We start from the raw sequence: 17,410 nt of genomic DNA on the forward strand, positions 1-17,410 counted from the left end.
TATTCTAGTATCGGCCGATCCGTCCGATCCGATCAGTCTAATTGTCGGGATCTCCTAATTCGTCGGTAGGCACACATAAGATGATTTTTTACGTTTTTATCGATGGGATCGGATTCGGGGAAAACGATCCGGAAAAAAACCCTTTTTCCAGATATGCAAAGGGGATTTTTCTCCCCCTAGGAGGAAAAAGCCTTCCTCCGGATTGCCCGCCTCGCTTAAGAGAATTGGTTTATCTGAGGACGGATGCGTCCATGGGAATCAAGGGACTCCCGCAAAGTGCCACGGGGCAAACTTCCCTCTGGACCGGTATCAACGCATGTCGCGTCTTGAACCGGCATATGAGCGGTTTTCCCACCTTTACCTTGAAGCGCATCATCGCCAAATACTCCATTGTCAAGGTTCTGGAAGAGCGCGGCTTTAAGGCCGACCTTCTGAACTGCTATACCCCCGGCTTTGCGGAACACGTAAAGAAAAACCCTCGCCAAGTTTCCGCCTCCACTTTGATCCAAATGGCCGGAAATAAATCCCTGAAAGGAATGGACGATTTGCGAGCCGGAAAAGGGTTATATATGGATATCAGTAGGGAGTTCCTTCGAAAATTCGGACGCGATTATATAGACAAAGGGGATCCGATCCTGGAAAAACAGGATCCGTACAAAACCGGAAAGGAGATCATACCGGCAGTGAGAGCGGATCATACACTGTGCATATACGAATATTTTTTAACCGATAAAGTCGGGCATAAGATGAGCTGGACCGGTGCGGAACGTTGCATTGAGGATCTTGAAGAATTTCTACTAGGCGTATTAGAGGCTATGGATCCGGAGGAAGACCAACTCATCTTAACCTCGGATCACGGTAACTTGGAGGATTTAAGCGTGGACATTCATACTTTAAATCCGGTTCCTACGATCCTTTACGGCCGGTATACGGAACAAATGAAGGATAAAATCCTACAATTGAAAGATATTCCCCATGCGATCTATGATTGTCTGGGTATAGAATTAACGATGTCGGAAGAGGAGTTTATCAAAGTTTCCGGCGAATCCGAAATGGCGGATTCCAAAACTTCTATCTAGTATTTCCAGTCGTCGTCCGCAGAATCGTCCTGTGCGGGCTTCGCTTTTGCGGAACTCCCGTCCCTATAATTCAAATCGTCCTCGATTTGGTCTAAAGCTTCTTTCTTCCACGCTGCGGCTTTTCTACCGAGCGCATTGTCGTGGTTCCTGTCGTTCGCTTCCTGGAAAATAGAGGCGGCCTTTTCGTAATTTCCGCCTCTAAAATAGATCGTTCCTTTACGGAATAAGGCGGCTTGGTCCATAGTGGAATCGGAATTTTCCAGAATCTTATTCAAATATTGTAATGCGGAGTCCGATTTGCCGAGAGAATCGTAACTCTCGGCGATATAATACCACGCTTGCTCCCTGGCTTTTTCGCTCACCCCCAAATCGAGGGCTTTTTTCAGAGAATCGATCGCTCCATAGTATTGTTTGCGGAAATAAAGCTGTCGTCCCTTCTCCAGCAATCCCGTCCTGAATTCGGAATCCACGGAACTTTTATCTTTGTCGAAGTAAGCATCTGCTTGAACATAATCCTCGTAAACGTCGTAAGCGGACCAGTCCCGGCCCATTTTCCGTAAGGATTTTCCCCAACGAACCCGAGCTTTTACGTTTTCCGGATCCTCTTGTATTGCAAGAACGTAATTCTTCCTGGAAAGTTCGTAGTTCCCTTTCTTCATATAATAATCGGCGATAGCGGAAAGGGCGTTGGATCGCAGTTTATTATCTCCGGAAATCCGTAATACTTCCTCCAAATGTCCCTTTCCTTCCTCGTCCCTATTCAATTTCAATAACAGGTTGCCGAGGCCGTAGGCGACTTTCGCCCTTTCCTCCCGGGAAAGATCGTCCTTTTGGTTCAACTCGCGATAAATGCCGAGAGCCAACATTTTATCATTCGTTTTTTCTAATGCCCTGCCTAGATCGTATTTTATCCGAAAACCGAATTGGGTCGGGAGTTCCTTCGCGGAAAGTTCGGAGAAAATATCCAGAGCTTTTTCGGTGGATTTAGCGTTGGAATGTTTAAGATATTCCTCACCTTCGCGTATCTTTTCGAGAACGCTTCTATTTCCGCTGTCGTTCTCCTGAATCAACGCGGTATAAATGCCGGTCAATAAACCGGCGCATATGAATAAGAATCCGGTTACTAATATGATGGAACGGTTCAATGCCTTCCTCCGCCGATCTTTGCGAGACAATGCTTGGTCCAAAACTCGGTCCGATCCGGGTTATAGGATTTTACCTCTTTTTGAACGAAATATTGCAGTGCCTTTCTGTATTCTCCGTTATTATAATAAGAAAGGCCGACAAAAAACTTCGCCTTTCCTCTCAGATCCTGATTCTCGATTTGTTCATAAGCGGCAAGCTGTCGAATCGCTTCCGAAAAATCCTTTTTCCAGTACGTCGCTTTTAAGATCCGATTCAATTCCTCGTCCGACAAAGAGTTTCCTGTCAGAGGATTTTTATTTCCGTTGTCGGTCGTAGATTCCGTGTTGGCTTCCTGTTCGGCCGTTTGTCCTTCTCCCGAACCCGCTACGGCGACGTAGGAATTATCTTGGGAAAGGGTAAAATCTTCCTTATCTCCGCGTTTGACAGTGACACCGAAATACACGGTGCTTTTGGACGGTTTCATCCGGACCAACACGCTCGTTTCCGGATGGGAAACTTCCCCTAATTTTCTGACGTTTCCACCCAAGAAGGTGGCGACTCCTCCGGACAAAGGTTTGGCCGCTTGGTAAACGGAATATATCGTATTTTCATCCGGATTCTCGGGAGCCTTCCAATCCAATCGGAATCCACCGTCTACCGCAGCCGCATTCAAATCCTTTACATGCATTTCATCGAAAGAATAGTCCGGTCGAGTAACGGAATCATCCTGTCCGGGAGGCTTTCTTTTGTCCTGATCATAGACGTAAAATTGACGGACGAAAGATTGGTTCTGTATCAACGGAATGACTTCTTTTAATCCCTGCTTAACGGAAACTCCGTAATATAAAGTCTGGGATTTATGAAGATCCTGATCCAAAAAGGTATTTTCCGGATGGGAAACCTCGGCTAATTTTTCCGCCTTGCGCATCAGACTTAGACTCGAAAGCGGCTCCGCAGATCGATACACCGTGTAGATGGTTTCTCCGGAAATCCCCGCTCGGATCGGTTCCCAGGAGACTCGGAGGTACTTTCCTTCCCGTTTTACCGAAATGTCCGTTACGCGCGCGTCGTCCGCAAGATTTTTCCTTTTATCATCTTCGGTGGGCGGATTCGTATTATCTTTGGTTTGTTCTATTACGATCGGAATCGTAGTGAAGTTCCTATTTGCAACCAGTTTTAGATCTTTTTTTCGGACGTGATGGGATAGTATGACGGCATAATAATACGTTCCAGGTCTGAGATTATAATCGTAAATCTGATTTACACCGTTCGCAATTCCGCTCGGAAATTTACCTAGAGAATCCGCAATATAACATTTTTCGGGAACGTCGATCACGCTGGGACTCCTAGCGACGATGATCTCACCGGTTTCTCGGGGTGGTTCCCAGATGATCCGAACGGATTTACCGTCCTTTAGAATTTCCACATTTATGGAACCTGCAACGCCATACATTTCGGTATCCGCGCGCAAAACCTCCTGTTGTTGAGCGTCCGCTATACCGGTTAGCGCAAGAACGCAGAATAAGAATAGAATCCGAGCGCGGGTCTTCATTTAGAAATAAGGTTCCATATATAGGTATCGGAACCGGGAAACTGTTTTTTTACTTCGGTTTTTTTCCGAATCGACGGAAAATAAAAATATCGGCGACATACCGGCGACCGGGAACTAGATAAGACATAATAAATACTCCGAGAAAAGAATGAGCGACCTGGAATATTACTACGACCCCGAGTATCAGAATTTTCTTCTTTCCAGCAAGAGGAGAGAGATTACCCCGCCAGAACTCGTATTTAAACATTTTCCGATGAAAGACGTCATGAACGTGGTGGATTTCGGGATGGGCTTGGGCTTCTGGACCGAACATTTATTGAAATCCATCCACAAAGAAGGCTGGGTTTGGGGAGCGGAATGCAACCAGGATTTGCTGGATGAGATATTGCACAGAAAAAACCAGGAGGACATCAAAAGATTCACACCGTTTTACATGGAAAAAGCGGATCGTCCTCTTCTTCCGGAATGGATTCCGGTTCCAGAAGTCGTATTCGCCTCCTTGGTCCTATCCACGTTTCCGGACCCCGGCCAAGCAATGGACGGATTAATCCGGTCCATGAAAAAAGGCGGCAAGCTCATCGTTCTCGATTGGGTAAAAAACGAATTTCCGTTAGGTCCGAAGATCAACGATAAGATCTCTTTGGACAAAATGAGATTTTTGGCGGAGCAGTATCGTCTCGAAGTAGTTAAGACCGTTCGGATCGGTGAGAACGTATACGGGCTGGAAATCCAAGCGGGCGCCGATTTCGAGTACGGTTATTACGATCTCAAAGAGGAAGAAACCTACTCTGAGGAACTGATCCGTTCTTAAGAAATCGTTTTAGTATTCGCGAACTTCCCCGGATTCAGCGCTTTCAACCTACTGCGGCTAAGATTTGCCCGGATATTTTTCCCTCTTTTTCGGGATCCGGAAGGTATTCGCCGATTTGGACGGTCAAGAATTGCCCCGGACTTAATGCACGTAATTCTCTCTCGGGCAATATTACTTTTAAGTAATTGTCAGTGACTGCCACACCGTCCTTTTCAAGAATCGCCTCTCTTCTGTTCCCTGATTGTGAACGAGCATAATCGGAATGCAAAGTCCGAGATAGACTTATCAGCTCGTGTACCCTTTCCTTCTTTTGTTCTTTGGAAACCGTCTCGGGAAATTCCTCCGCGGCAGTATTGCGTCGGACGGAAAAAGGGAACGCATGGATTTTCGCAAAACCTAGTTCGGAAAGAAGGCTCTTTGAATCTTCGAAATCAGATTCCGATTCTCCCGGAAAGCCCACGATTACGTCCGTCCCTAAAAAAAGATCCGGTACTTTCGATTTCGCCAATTCTATCCGTTTACGGAACGTCGTCGGGTCATAACTTCGCTTCATTCTTCTCAGAATTTCCCGACTGCCGCTTTGCAACGGTACGTGCAGGAAAGAACAGAATCTAGGATGCGTCAAAAATTCCACCAGTTCGGTTCCCACGTCTGGAGGCTCTATGGAAGAAAGACGAAGACGGGAATATTCCAGTTTATTCAGAATCGCTTCGAGCAATTTCGGAAAAGCTTTTTTTCCTTCGCCATCCCTGTACCAGCCCAAGTTCACTCCCGTAAGCATGATTTCACCCACGCCGCTATCCTGTAAAAAGGAAACCTGGTCGATTACGTCCGTCCAATGTCGACTCACTCCCTTTCCCCTCGCTTGAGGAATCTTACAGTAGGAACATTTTCTATCGCAACCGTCCTGAACCTTCAAATAGGCTCTAGTATGTCCGTTCGGAAGGACGTCGGAATAAGAGAAGCGATCCAAAGTCCTCCCGGACTCGAAGGATATTCCTTCTTCTTTTTCCAAAATCATGGAAGGAAGAAGGGATTTTTCTCCGTTTCCTACAACCCCGGCAATTCCCGGAATCGCCTCTAAAGAGATACGGTCCGTCTCCGCGTAACAACCCGTCACCCATACGCGAGCCCCCGGATATCTTTTTACGGCATTTCGGATAACGTTTCTGTTTCTGGAATCGGCCTTGTTAGTGACGGTACAGGTATTGACAACTACGACGTCCGGAACCTCGCTTTCTTTTGCCACTCTGTATCCGTGTTTGTTTAAGGCGGAAAACAATCCGTCGGATTCGAAAAAGTTCAGGCGGCAACCTAAAGTGTGGAAAAGGACTTTTTTATCATCCTTGGGTAAGGGCATGGATTCTGGCCTCGATTCTCTGGAGGTTCCCTTTGAATTTTTCGTCTTCCGGTTTTATTTTGAGGGCGGCGTCGATCTGTTCTCTCGCACTTTTAAACTGATCCAATGCCTTCTTCACGTTTCCCCTCTTGGCCTCCTGGTTGCCTCCCTTTTCGTAGACCAATGCCAGGTTATTCAGAACGTTTGCGTTATTCGGAACGAGAGACTGGGCCCATTTCAGGCTGACTTCCGCCTTTTCGGCGCTTCCCAAATAATAATAAACTTGTGCTTCCAAAACCAAAGGCCGGTAATCATTGGAATCCTCGGCCTTCAGTTTCTCGATGACGTACAATGCGTCTCTCGCCTTTCCGTCGTACAGTAATGCGGTCGCATATAAGAGACGCACTTCCCGATTCTTAGGATCCGTTTCGTAGGATTTGGTTATGATCTCCAGAGCATCGTCGTTTCTGCCGACTTGTAGAAGATATCTGGTAAAATCCGCGCTTACGACAGGATCTCCGGGCTTCAATTTTAAAGCTTCCGACCAATGGGTTCCCGCGGATTTCATTCTTCCGGCTTTATAGTGGCAGAAGGCCGCGAGATAATGAGTTTCATAACTGCGTTTTCCCTGCTCGTGCAGAGTCCGTATGATTTCCAGGGCCTTTTCGGTGTTTCCTTTCTGAAACTCGGCCAAAGCCGTACGATACTCCGGCTGCTCCTGCGCGAACGCACTTCCGCCGAAAAGATTCAGCAGCAGGGCGCATAAAAGGACGGTGATTCTTTTTTGTTTAACCATCTCTATCTCTCTTTTTTCCGAACCGGAATCTATCCTTAGGTGGGAACTCCCATAGACTTGGCGTTTAAACAGTCGATCAGCGAATGAAAAGGTTCCACCGGATCGATGAAAACGATGATACTCGGGTATCTGGTGATCAGAAAATGCTCGATCCTTTCCTCGGAAGCGATCTCGATTTCTCCGCTTTCCAAAACCGGCAGGCCGTCCGAGTTCCGATATAACTCGTATTCTTCATTATCGAGAAAATCGGTTAGGAGCATATAACCGGATCCGTAATAAACCCCGCCCTGAAAGTAGTATTTGTAAAGTACGCGTACCTCGGGAAGAAATAAATCCGGCTGGAAAACACAGAGGGAAATTTTTTCGATTCCGGCTACCGTTCTGATCTTGCGAAGATGAAACCAAACCTTACGAACCAAGAGATAGGAAATCACGAAGATGACTGGGATCAGGTACGGCATAAGTTTCCCTCTGTCCTCATAGTCCTACCCCGTCAATACGGCCGTCCTTTCAGAACGACCGTACCGATTTGCCAGCTTAAACTAAGGCAGGTTCTTCCGATCTTTCGGGGTTACTCGGAGAACTTCCCCCGCCCGGACCTTGGTCCGACGGTTTGTAGTCGGTCCAAAGTTCCTCGACAAAGTCCAATTTTCCGTCTTTGAAAGAGACCGAGATTTTGGTCGGTTCTTTGTACGAACCCTTCAGAGTTTGGACGGCCATATAGTCCTCCAAATCTCTTTGGAATACCCGACGCAAAGGACGAGCTCCGAATTTCTCATCGTATCCTACGTCCATGAAATGGTCTTTCGCTTCCTGGCTAAGGTCGATCTTGATCTTCTTATCCAACAGGCGCTTATTCGTATCCCGAACCATGATATCGATGATTTTCATGATATCCTCTTTCTTGAGCGGTCTGAAATAAACCACTTCGTCCACGCGGTTGAGGAACTCGGGGTTGAAGTGCTTCTTAAGCTGCTCTCTGGCTTGGTCGGACTTGTATTTGTCCTCCTCGCCGGAACGATCCTCGAATCCGAGTCTTACGCTGCTGGAAATCTCCTTCGCTCCTATGTTGGAAGTCATGATGATGATCGTATCCCGGAAATTCACCTTTCTCCCTTTGGTGTCGGTGAGGTTTCCTTCCTCCATCACCTGCAAAAGGATATTGAAAATATCGTGATGAGCCTTTTCGATCTCGTCCAAAAGAATGATCGAATACGGTTTCTTGCGTACGAATTCGGTCAACTGACCGCCGTCATCATAGCCCACGTAACCCGGAGGCGCACCGATCAAACGGCTGACCGCATGGGGCTCCATGTATTCCGACATATCCACGCGAAGCATCGCGTCTTGGTCCCCGAACAGAAACTCCGCCAATGCTTTGGCCAATTCGGTTTTTCCCACGCCTGTCGGGCCGAGAAAGATGAAGGATCCTGTCGGACGTCTTTCCGCCTTGAATCCTGTGCGAGCACGACGGACGGCCTTGGCGATCTTTTCGATCGCATCTTCCTGTCCTACTACTCTGAGCTTTAATTCTTCTTCCAGACGCAATAATCTTTCCGATTCGCTCTCTTCCATTCTTTGGAGAGGGATGCCTGTCCATTGGGAAACGACCGAAAGAATATCGTCTTCGTCGATGGAGACCGCAAAGTCGTCCATCTTCTCCTGCCAAGCACGGATCTTTTCCTCTAACAGCTGTTTCTTACGGTTTACTTCGTCCCGTACACCGGCCGCCTTTTCATACTCTTGGGCACGTACCAGATCCTCTTTTTTCTGGGAAAGAGATTTGATCTCTTCTTCCAAATCCTTGATCGCCTGGGGTCTAGCGCAATTCGCGAGACGGGCCTTTGCACCCGCTTCGTCGATGATGTCGATCGCCTTATCGGGAAGATACCGGTCGTTAATATAACGGTGCGACAGTTTTACGGACTGTTCCAACGCACGATCCGAATACCGAACCTTATGATGTGCCTCGTAAGCTTTTTTCAGTCCGGTCAGGATCAGAATCGCGTCGTCGACGGAAGGTTCCGCCACTTTTACGACTTGGAAGCGTCTTTCTAAAGCGGAATCCCGTTCGATGTATTTCCGATATTCCGTGCTGGTGGTCGCACCGATACATTGCAACTCTCCACGGGCCAACGCTGGTTTCAGAATATTCGCGGCGTCCACGGCACCTTCCGCAGCTCCCGCTCCGATCAAGGTATGCAGCTCGTCTATAAAGATGATGATGTTATTGGAGGACGAAATCTCCTTCATGATCTTCTTCAGTCTTTCTTCGAATTCCCCGCGATATTTCGTACCTGCGATCAAGCTGGCCAAATCCAAGGATAAAACCCGTTTTTCGAAAAGCAGATCCGGTACGTTTTTCTCTACGATCGCCAGAGCAAGACCTTCTACGATCGCGGTCTTTCCTACTCCGGACTCGCCCACTAAAACCGGATTGTTTTTGGTTTTTCTGGAAAGAATCTGAATCACTCTTTGGATCTCGTTGGATCTTCCGACCACCGGATCCAATTTTTTATCCCGGGCCAACTGGGTTAAATCCCTTGCGAACTCGTCCAAAATCGGGGTTTTGGTTTTTTCCGCACGGGGAGTTCCCGGCTGAGCGGTAGGCTGACTGGAGACTCCGACCGTGCTCGTAGGAGGAGCTCCCAATAACCTGAGAATTTCCCCTTTGATGACGTTATAATTCACGCTGAAAGAGTAAAGTGCGCCGCCTGCGATATTGTTATTATCCCTCAATAGGGCCAAAAGGATATGTTCCGTCCCGACATAATTGTGTTTGAGACGTTTCGCTTCCTCTTTAGAAAGCTCGATGATCTTTTGGTATCTGTCCTGTCCTTGCGCCATATCCATCAATAGAGTGGCGGAACTTTCTCTGGTTCGTCTTTCGACTTCCTTCCTGAGTTCGTTCAGGTTGATATTCAGGTTGTTTAGGATCTTGATCGCTACCGAATCCTCTTCCTTGAGCAGACCTAAAAGAATATGCTCGGGACCGATAAATTCGCTGCCGAGACGTTTCGCTTCGTCTTGGGCGATCTCGTTGATTACTCGTTTGGCTCTTTTTGTAAACTCTAACATAATTGCGGCCTTCCCGGAGGGTTCTATCGATTAGACTGGTTTCGCATCAAATTTCCTACGGGAAGTACATCCCATAAGAAACATATCGGATGGATCTTTTAAAAGGGAAACCGAGTTGAAGAGGCTTTTCCCGCTTCTTTTCCGAGTATTACTAGTAAGGCTAAATAAGAAACTAAATTGAAAAAGGAATTTTTTCCGTTTCTTCCGAAATTTTTTCGGAAAAAAATCAGTCTGCCTTGTCCTTCTTCCCGATAAAATCCCCAATCCGTTGGTAGACGGAATCCTTCCAAAATCCCCGATTCCGTATACGAATCCGGAACTGCTACGGAAAATTTATCGCCTTCTCCCGAATTGGTAGGGCAGGAAGTCAAAAATCCGATCCCTTTTTTATAATCGAATCTTTCCCTATCCCAAAATTCCTCGATAAAAGAAGAATCTAAAGTCTCCGAGAGATCGGCAAGACTGTCCGTCACGTATTCCCATCGGAAATGATCCTCATCTCCCGTAAATAGAGTCCCTCCTTTCCAAGAAATCCTTGTTTCTTTTTCGAACGAAAGCCTTCTTTTTTTCTTTTTCGTTTCAAAGTGAGAAGGGACCACATCCTCCGAAATATCTATTTTTCCCGAAAACCAATCTAGAAAAAAACGTTCCGGCGGTTTTGTAGTCCGAACGGGGTATACGGAACCCTTAGGATTCCGAGCCACTCGGTATCTGTAGGAAAACGGTAGGGAATAGGAATCGATTTTTTTCCATCGTTCCGACTGAACTAGAGACTGGAGTTCCTTCCATTCCCCATGCATCGGAAAATCGGTAGGAGGTTCCCAGATTCCGTCGGGCGTTCGAGGAATAAACCGAAGGTACTCTTCCCGAAAAAGCTCTACACAGTTAGAACAGCCGACCCTTCCCTTTTTCTTCCAATCCGATGCGGAAATTCCGCAATAAACGCAGGATTCCATGGCCGATCACCGATTTTAACCCGGTTGAGGGACCGGAAGCGGACGCAATTTTCCTTGGTAGATCTGGTTACGTCTATGGGCCAAAGCGGCAAGTTCCATGTCATGTGTTACGAGAATCAATCCGAAACCCAAATCTTTCTGCAGATCCTGTATCAAACCCATCAGGTTCCTGGAATTTTCTCGATCCAGATTTCCCGTAGGTTCGTCCGCCAAAATCAGGCGCTTACCGGCTACTAAGGCGCGGGCCACTCCGACACGAGCGCTCTCCCCGCCGGACAACTGGGAGGGAAAACTTTCGTAGCGATCCTTTAGTCCGACTTTGTCCAGCATTCCCATCGCCTCTTCTCTGGCTTTACCGGGAGAAACCCCCCGGATCAATAGAGGAATGGAAACGTTTTCCAGGGCCGAAAAATCCGGAAGGAGAAGATGGTGCTGGAAAATGAACGCGATCTTTTCGGCACGAAACGCCTCTTTTCCTTTTTCATCCAGTTTTCCCAACGAAACTCCGCAGACCTCGACTTCTCCCGAATCGAATCCGTCCATGGCTCCCAATAGATTCAATAACGTGGATTTTCCGATTCCGGACTTGCCTTCGATGGAAAATATCTCTCCGTCTTCCATATCCATATCTAGCCGGTCCAGGATTTTGAATTCCTTTTCCAGCACATGATAGGTTTTGACCAGATCCCGGATTTTTATCAGACTCACGTTAGTCGTTCCTTATCGTATCGACCGGATTCAAACTCGCAGCCCAACGCGCGGGAAAATACCCGGCGATCCCGGATAAAATCGTAGCGGCGGTGGTCACCATAAAGATAAATGCGATATCTATATCGACCGGAATCTTATCGAAGTAGTAGATTCGTTTCGGAACCAATTCCACCGGAGTCCATTCCATTCCGAGGAGAACCGATATGTCCGGCCCGAGCATATTCATCACTTCCTCGATTCCGTTGATGATGTTTTCGAGGGAATTTGCGAGAAAGATCCCGGTGACTCCGCCGATTAAAGAAGCAAGGATTCCCACCAGCATCGCGTTTAACGTGAAAATCATCAGAATGTCCGAAGAGGGCAAGCCCAGAGCTTTTAATACGCCGATGGACTTCCGCTTTGCACGAACCAAAGAATAAACGGAGGCGACCATCCCGAGCGCAGCGAGGAGGATAAACAAAAATACGATGATGGAAATGATCGTTTTTTCCAATCTCAACGCGGCCAGAAAATTCTCCTGTTCTTCCGCGATCGTTCTTACGGACAAAGAGGAGGCGACTTCCACTTCCCTTTCGAAATCGGGTTCGGAAAACAATCGGAGTAACTTTCGTTTGCAATATCCGAGGTCGTCCAAGCTTTTTACTTTTACCGTAATCTGATTCACGGAATTGCGCAGCTTAAAGAATTTCTGCGCGGTAGGAAGCGACATATAAACGTAGCGGGAATCGAACTGGTAGTTTCCGGTCTTGAAGAAACCGGAAACCCGGAAATTCTCGACGCTCACCTCAACTCCTTTTCCCAAAGAAAACCGTCCGCCGGGAACGGCTAGAGTAAGCTGCCTGCCGAGGGAAAAATTGTACAGTCCTTCCATCTCCTTTCCGATGACGATATAATTCTCCTTATCGATCTTGGCCAATTCGTCCCGGTTATAATGGACCACCCTCGGAAAATTCGGAAGTCGGGTATGCAGAAGGTCCTCCACGTTGGGAACGGGCACGGCACGAATGATCACCGGATAAAAAGTATTGTAATTTTGGATCAAACCGTGGCTTTGTATGCCACCTTCCACCGAAATGATTCTTTGTTTCAATTCCGGCGTTTTTTGGATCCAAGAGATCACTTTGTCGTAATCCGAAATTTCCCCGGCCCCGGAATTACTTTCGATCGTAATATGGGATCCTCCCTGCCACAAGGACTCCTTTACCTGTCTCTGGAATCCGTTGAAAATCGAGAGCACTACGATTAACAGCGAGACTCCTACGGCCATAACTACGAAAGAGATTCTGGATTTCAGAGACAATAATCCGGCCGCTCTGGAACCTCGGATGTATCGAGAAGTAAGCAAAAGTGCAAGCGGGGTTCGTGAAAAAAGAAAATTCATTTTAAAGAGAGTAAAATTACCGATGTCGATGGAATTGCTTAGTTTGACAATTCTACGATTCCGAAGCAGGATGTCAAAATAAAGTCGACTCCCTCTCGGTAATCGGAAAGAGTTCGATTTCATTCGAAAGGTTTATGGCTTCCAACCAAGTTTATTCTTTCCTCTTTCAATCCCGGGACAGCGCATCCTCGCTATATGTGCTCTTTGGCGGGATTGTGGATCCGGTTACCTCTCATATAGAGCAATTGGATATTGTCGCCGTCGGAAACGGAGAGTTGATCAATATCCAGTTATCGGGGGCTACTTTTAAGGATATTTCGAATATCTGCCAAAAAATCAAATATGAAGGTCGTCAGCTCAAGAATCTAACCAATAAGCTTACCGAACTTTTCCAGAATTCCGGACAATCGGACGATTTTATGGAGCAATTGCTTCATTACATTAATAAGAAAGAAGACGAGAAAATCCGGTACTTGATCACCCAAGTGGAGAACCAAGCTCTCGGAAACGTAAAACCGGAAATTCAGGTCTGGTATTCTTTGATCGACCGGGAAAAAGCGGGCGAAGTCAGCGTAAGTCGCGAGCCGTTGGAAAACGTCGCTTCCGCGGGAGAAGAAGGACCTCCTTCCATAGAGGACGCGCCTACAATCCCTTCGCCGGCGGCCCTAACGATAGATTCTTCCATTCCACAGAATGCCGTTCGCGTACAATTCAAGTTTATCCTTTCCCCGGTTTCCGGAATCCCCGTAAACCAATTGAAACCGGGAGACCAGATCCTGGTCCAGCTGCTTACAGGAGATCCGACTACACTCGGTGTCATAGATACGATGAAGCTCAAGACCGAAGACGGATCGATTCGACCCGTCCCGGCCACGGTCGTTGCTACGGAGAATAAGGGTACGGAAAGCGAGACCGTAATTCGAATCGGAGCCGACATATTCGGGAAGGTCTACGAAGAAGAGAACACGATCAAAGTCCGACCCTATACCGGAGAAAAAGGCCCTTCGAAAGGAAGCGCAATCTCCCAACACTCCGCGTCGAGCACCGAAGCCGGAGAATCGAGCCTACTCCTAACCGTACTCATCGCGTTAGGAATCGTCGGTATCGGCATGGTGGCGGTCTTTGTATTTTTATTCTAGATTCCTTTTGTTATACGAACCTACTCAATGAAGAAAATCTCCAAATTACACGTAGCTTACGTCATTCCCTTCGTTCTTCTTGTCGTTTGCTTATTCCAACTTTTCCTCCAACCCACATTTCTGGACGCGAACGACACGACAACAATGGAGTCCATGCTGGACGGGAGCGGCAGAGAACCGATGTCCGGGTTTTATTTTCAGGGCGGCACGATTTCGCAAATGCTCCTGACTCAAAAGATCCTTTCAGAATTGAGCGACAACGGAGTTCCCACGGATTCCCAACCGGAAGATACGATCGATAGAATCGGGCGAATCCTGCTCGGTTTGAGGATCCAAATTTTCTTTTATTTCTTCCTGGGGTTTTTGTCCGTCGCCTGTTTTCTCTCCCTTTACTACAGAGCTTTCTTTTACTCTTTTTTAAATAGGATACTTTACGTTTTCGGAATAGTGTATTCCGTTTCCATTTTGCCTACGCTACTCGGCGCAGCCGTCAGGACCTCTGGGGCGAATTTTTGGGGATTCCCTACCGTACTTTTGGTCTTAGGATGGATCGTCTTTTTGGCATATATGACCGTATCCATTAAGAGTGTCTTCAACGACGCGGAAGCGGACCGTTTTTCTTCCCTCCGAAACCTCAAGGAAGAAGAGGCCGAATTCCGGACGGGAAGTAAGGCGGAGAGCGAAACCATCCTTTTATCCGTCCTGCATTTCTTGAGCATTATCCTTCTAGGAGCTTTAGTCGGGAATCTTGTCTATATTCCCCTTTTTATGCTCCAGAAAAATTACACAAACCAATTCGGAATTCTGATGCTGATCTCACTTTTAGTATTGTGCGGATTTTATGTTCGGAATTATCTCCGCTTAGGTAAGAGTTCCGAATTGGGCAAGTTTCAAAATCTTGCACTGGGCCTGAGTTATCTTCAGATGCGTTTCGTCAGAAACATCCTTTTCGGAGTCGTCGGCTTTACGCTCGTGATCGTTTTCATCGTTTTCATTTTTTCACTTTTGATCGTGAATATAAACGTGTTAGAAAACATGTTTCCAGCGATCGACGGCGGTCAAAATCTCTAAGGTATTTTTTCCGGAAAGATAAACGGATAAAAGGTGTAACGCACATATCGGAGCAAATAGCTTCGCATCTACGCTTCCTCTAAAAGCGAAATAATTTCCGATATGGACGAGTAAAAGGGCGATCAGCAAGGCCTCGCTTCCCCTATGCGTAAAAGTAAGATAGAAACTTAAATAAACGGTTAAAAAAAAGAAACACCATGCGGCACGATTTTCCCAAGACGGAGACTTTCGTTCCATAATGCGATTCTTAAAAGGATTCAGCCGCAGGAAGCGCCTTTAGGAGTCACTTCGCAGATTTCCCTGCCGTCGGGAGCATACAGAGTTCGTGAAAGAAAATTACCGTCGTTATCGAAAACCTCGACCGCTTCTTTGGAGCGATTCGGAAAATAGTAAAACCAGGTTCTGACCTTCTTTCCCTTGGAATAATATCCGGAATATTCCAGTTCGCCGTCGCGAAAGTATTTTTGCCAGAATTCGGATTTTTGTCCGTCCTTATAGAATCCTTGGATTTCAACCGATCCGTCGTGATAGAACCTTTTATAAGGTCCCTCTTCGTTTCCTTCCTCTCCGAGCCAGATCGACTCCGGTCTTTTGGGTCTAGTTCCGTATTTCTGGACGACGTAGGTTTTTCCGTCCGGGAAATACCAGACCCAATCTCCGATTTTCGCGCCGTGCTCGTATTTTCCTTCGGACACGGTTCTATCTTCCGTACGTGCAAAGGTCCGGCAAAGACCATGAGGCAGGTTTTTGTCGTCCGCTCCGCAATCGGAATACAATCTTCCATTTTCGTAATATAACCTCTGCCTGCCGGGCTCGTCGAGATAATATACGTTCCTGGATTTATCGTATTTTGCTTCCTTAGGAATTCCCGCAGGACGTTCGGATACGTTGCAGCCGAATACGACCAGCGCCGCAATCACAAGTAACGGAAAGCGATTCATCAATCGATCGTGAATTTTTTAACGACGAGAATTTCCTCGTCTTCGTTTTTGATTTCGGCTTCGTAAGAGCCTTCTTCGTCAAAGAAAGAATCGTCGTAATAGGTCTGAAACTTTTCTATCCTCTTCTTCAATTCCTTTTCCTGAACGCTGATTTCCGCACGGTTATCGTCTAGTTTATAAATCGTTAATTTTATTTTCTTGGGAGAAAACCATCCGCCCCGTTTGTAATAGATGAAAAAATCCTGCCCATGAGCGAAGTGATATTCCTTTTCAGCGCTCATACCGGATACTTTTTCGGGCGTCATCTTATCCACGTCCATATAGATTTCGTGTTTGGCCGGCCAAATCCACCAAATCAAAAGCGCGACCAATACGACCCCGAAAATCCTAAACCATTTTTTATTCCCGTTTATCGTCGAGGACGGGGCCTGCATGTATTCGTCGATCCTCATACTGTTGTTTATCCGAAAGCGGTCTTTTTTGGGCAATTGTTTTTCCCCGTCGTATTTCTCCTCGGATTGCAGTGGTGCAATCGGTTCCGGCTTTCGTTCGGACTCCGTATTCTCCGGAGGATGCTCGCCTCCCAAAGTTTTACGTACAGCGTCACCGGCGGCCTTGCGAAGTAGTTCTTTTTTGGAATCCGATTTTTTACCCAAGCGAATAAACCTCGTCCGTAAATCGGGCATATTCCTTGGACGCTTTATTTTTGGGTTGGTATTCGTATAAAGTCCGATTCAAAAGATGAGCCTCCTCCACCGCAACGGACGGAGGAATTCTAGCGTCGAAAAGTCGAAGGTGTTCCGCGATCATGGGCACAACGGTTTGGGACAACGTGGTTCTAGCCTGGTATAATGTCAAAAGAGCCCCTAGGATTTTCAAACCCGGATTGTACCTTTTTACGGTCGCGGCCTTGGCTTCCAAAATCGCTTCGATCCCGTCCAATGAAAATTTGGATACCTGAAGAGGCACGATCAATCCGTTCGCCGCAACGAAAGCGTTCATCGTGATTAAAGAAAGACTAGGCGGACAATCGATGACGACCCAATCAAAATCCTCCATAATTTTCTCCAGTCCTTCTTTGAGTGCGAAAAAACCGTCCAATTTACCCGAAAGTAGGACATCCACCTGGGCCAATTTCGGAGAAGAGGGAAGTAGGCTCAGTTTCGGAATTCGAGTCGGCCTGAGCACATCCTTTGCGGAGACTCCTTCGTTAAAAATGGAAAACACGTCATTGTCGGTTTCGCTCGCCGCTTCGGGAAAAACGGAGCTCGCATTGTTCTGCGCATCCAAATCCAAAAGAAGAACCCTGTCTCCTTTTAAAGCCAAACCCGCGGCTAAATGAACTGCGGTTGTAGTCTTTCCTACGCCTCCTTTCTGATTTGCCACACAAAGCACTTGCTTCATCAAAAAAATCCGTTGCCTGCTCGAATC

17 protein-coding genes are annotated in these 17,410 nt (G+C 47.0%); 4 read left to right on the top strand and 13 right to left on the bottom strand.

Features of this window, described 5'->3' with window-relative positions:
* Positions 1-80: 80 nt before the first annotated feature.
* Entirely contained in the window at positions 81-1,079 is a 999-nt protein-coding gene (locus EHO61_RS03520; RefSeq protein WP_135812234.1) for a metalloenzyme, read from the top strand.
* Here the strand turns inward: EHO61_RS03520 and EHO61_RS03525 are convergent.
* Both EHO61_RS03525 and EHO61_RS03530 read right to left on the bottom strand, forming a co-directional pair.
* Positions 1,076-2,224, bottom strand: coding sequence for a tetratricopeptide repeat protein (locus tag EHO61_RS03525; RefSeq protein ID WP_135812235.1), 1,149 nt, complete (start codon positions 2,222-2,224; stop codon positions 1,076-1,078). The two genes, EHO61_RS03520 and EHO61_RS03525, sit on opposite strands and share 4 nt — an antisense overlap.
* Positions 2,221-3,756 carry a tetratricopeptide repeat protein gene (locus EHO61_RS03530; protein ID WP_135812236.1) on the bottom strand — a complete coding sequence of 512 codons (1,536 nt, stop codon included), beginning with the start codon at positions 3,754-3,756 and terminating at the stop codon, positions 2,221-2,223. Before EHO61_RS03530 ends, EHO61_RS03525 begins: the two co-directional genes overlap by 4 nt.
* Positions 3,757-3,904: 148 nt before the next feature.
* Here EHO61_RS03530 and EHO61_RS03535 point away from each other — a divergent pair, with 148 nt between their 5' ends.
* Complete coding sequence (locus tag EHO61_RS03535; RefSeq protein ID WP_135812237.1) at positions 3,905-4,567, top strand: class I SAM-dependent methyltransferase; 663 nt, start codon at positions 3,905-3,907, stop codon at positions 4,565-4,567.
* A 43-nt stretch (positions 4,568-4,610) separates the two neighbouring features.
* Here the strand turns inward: EHO61_RS03535 and mtaB are convergent, their stop codons facing one another.
* From mtaB to EHO61_RS03570, 7 genes are all read right to left on the bottom strand, one after another.
* Positions 4,611-5,927, bottom strand: a complete 1,317-nt coding sequence (mtaB, locus tag EHO61_RS03540) for a tRNA (N(6)-L-threonylcarbamoyladenosine(37)-C(2))-methylthiotransferase MtaB (protein ID WP_135812238.1) — start codon at positions 5,925-5,927, stop codon at positions 4,611-4,613.
* Positions 5,908-6,702, bottom strand: coding sequence for a tetratricopeptide repeat protein (locus EHO61_RS03545; RefSeq protein WP_135812239.1), 795 nt, complete (start codon positions 6,700-6,702; stop codon positions 5,908-5,910). The genes mtaB and EHO61_RS03545 overlap by 20 nt, the downstream gene beginning before the upstream one ends.
* Positions 6,703-6,737: 35 nt before the next feature.
* Positions 6,738-7,163 carry a hypothetical protein gene (locus EHO61_RS03550; RefSeq protein ID WP_135812240.1) on the bottom strand — a complete coding sequence of 142 codons (426 nt, stop codon included), beginning with the start codon at positions 7,161-7,163 and terminating at the stop codon, positions 6,738-6,740.
* Between the two features lie 76 nt (positions 7,164-7,239).
* On the bottom strand, positions 7,240-9,780 hold the full coding sequence (locus tag EHO61_RS03555) for an ATP-dependent Clp protease ATP-binding subunit (RefSeq protein WP_135812241.1): 2,541 nt from the start codon (positions 9,778-9,780) through the stop codon (positions 7,240-7,242).
* Between the two features lie 98 nt (positions 9,781-9,878).
* Positions 9,879-10,736: an ATP--guanido phosphotransferase gene (locus tag EHO61_RS03560; protein WP_135812242.1), complete on the bottom strand. Its 858-nt coding sequence runs from the start codon at positions 10,734-10,736 to the stop codon at positions 9,879-9,881.
* A gap of 15 nt (positions 10,737-10,751) precedes the next feature.
* The gene (locus EHO61_RS03565; protein WP_135812243.1) at positions 10,752-11,444 is read right to left on the bottom strand and encodes an ABC transporter ATP-binding protein; all 693 of its coding nucleotides are present in this window, start codon (positions 11,442-11,444) and stop codon (positions 10,752-10,754) included.
* A gap of 1 nt (position 11,445) precedes the next feature.
* Entirely contained in the window at positions 11,446-12,828 is a 1,383-nt protein-coding gene (locus EHO61_RS03570; protein WP_135812574.1) for an ABC transporter permease, read from the bottom strand.
* A 134-nt stretch (positions 12,829-12,962) separates the two neighbouring features.
* On the opposite strand from EHO61_RS03570, the gene EHO61_RS03575 reads away from it, so the two are divergent.
* Together EHO61_RS03575 and EHO61_RS03580 are read left to right on the top strand one after the other, a co-directional pair.
* Positions 12,963-13,967, top strand: a complete 1,005-nt coding sequence (locus tag EHO61_RS03575; protein WP_135812244.1) for a hypothetical protein — start codon at positions 12,963-12,965, stop codon at positions 13,965-13,967.
* A gap of 27 nt (positions 13,968-13,994) precedes the next feature.
* Positions 13,995-15,038 (top strand): LIC_10230 family protein, encoded by a 1,044-nt coding sequence (locus tag EHO61_RS03580; RefSeq protein ID WP_135812245.1) that lies wholly within the window; start codon positions 13,995-13,997, stop codon positions 15,036-15,038.
* Here EHO61_RS03580 and EHO61_RS03585 read toward each other — a convergent pair.
* The 4 genes from EHO61_RS03585 to EHO61_RS03600 are packed head-to-tail and all read right to left on the bottom strand — an operon-like array spanning position 14,994 to position 17,383.
* Entirely contained in the window at positions 14,994-15,275 is a 282-nt protein-coding gene (locus EHO61_RS03585; RefSeq protein ID WP_135812246.1) for a hypothetical protein, read from the bottom strand. The two genes, EHO61_RS03580 and EHO61_RS03585, sit on opposite strands and share 45 nt — an antisense overlap.
* A gap of 20 nt (positions 15,276-15,295) precedes the next feature.
* On the bottom strand, positions 15,296-15,979 hold the full coding sequence (locus tag EHO61_RS03590; RefSeq protein ID WP_135812247.1) for a toxin-antitoxin system YwqK family antitoxin: 684 nt from the start codon (positions 15,977-15,979) through the stop codon (positions 15,296-15,298).
* Positions 15,979-16,665, bottom strand: a complete 687-nt coding sequence (locus EHO61_RS03595) for a hypothetical protein (protein ID WP_135812248.1) — start codon at positions 16,663-16,665, stop codon at positions 15,979-15,981. Before EHO61_RS03595 ends, EHO61_RS03590 begins: the two co-directional genes overlap by 1 nt.
* Complete coding sequence (locus EHO61_RS03600; RefSeq protein ID WP_135812249.1) at positions 16,628-17,383, bottom strand: ParA family protein; 756 nt, start codon at positions 17,381-17,383, stop codon at positions 16,628-16,630. Before EHO61_RS03600 ends, EHO61_RS03595 begins: the two co-directional genes overlap by 38 nt.
* Positions 17,384-17,410 lie beyond the last annotated feature (27 nt).

Source organism: Leptospira fluminis, assembly GCF_004771275.1.
GTDB classification, from domain to species: domain Bacteria; phylum Spirochaetota; class Leptospiria; order Leptospirales; family Leptospiraceae; genus Leptospira_B; species Leptospira_B fluminis.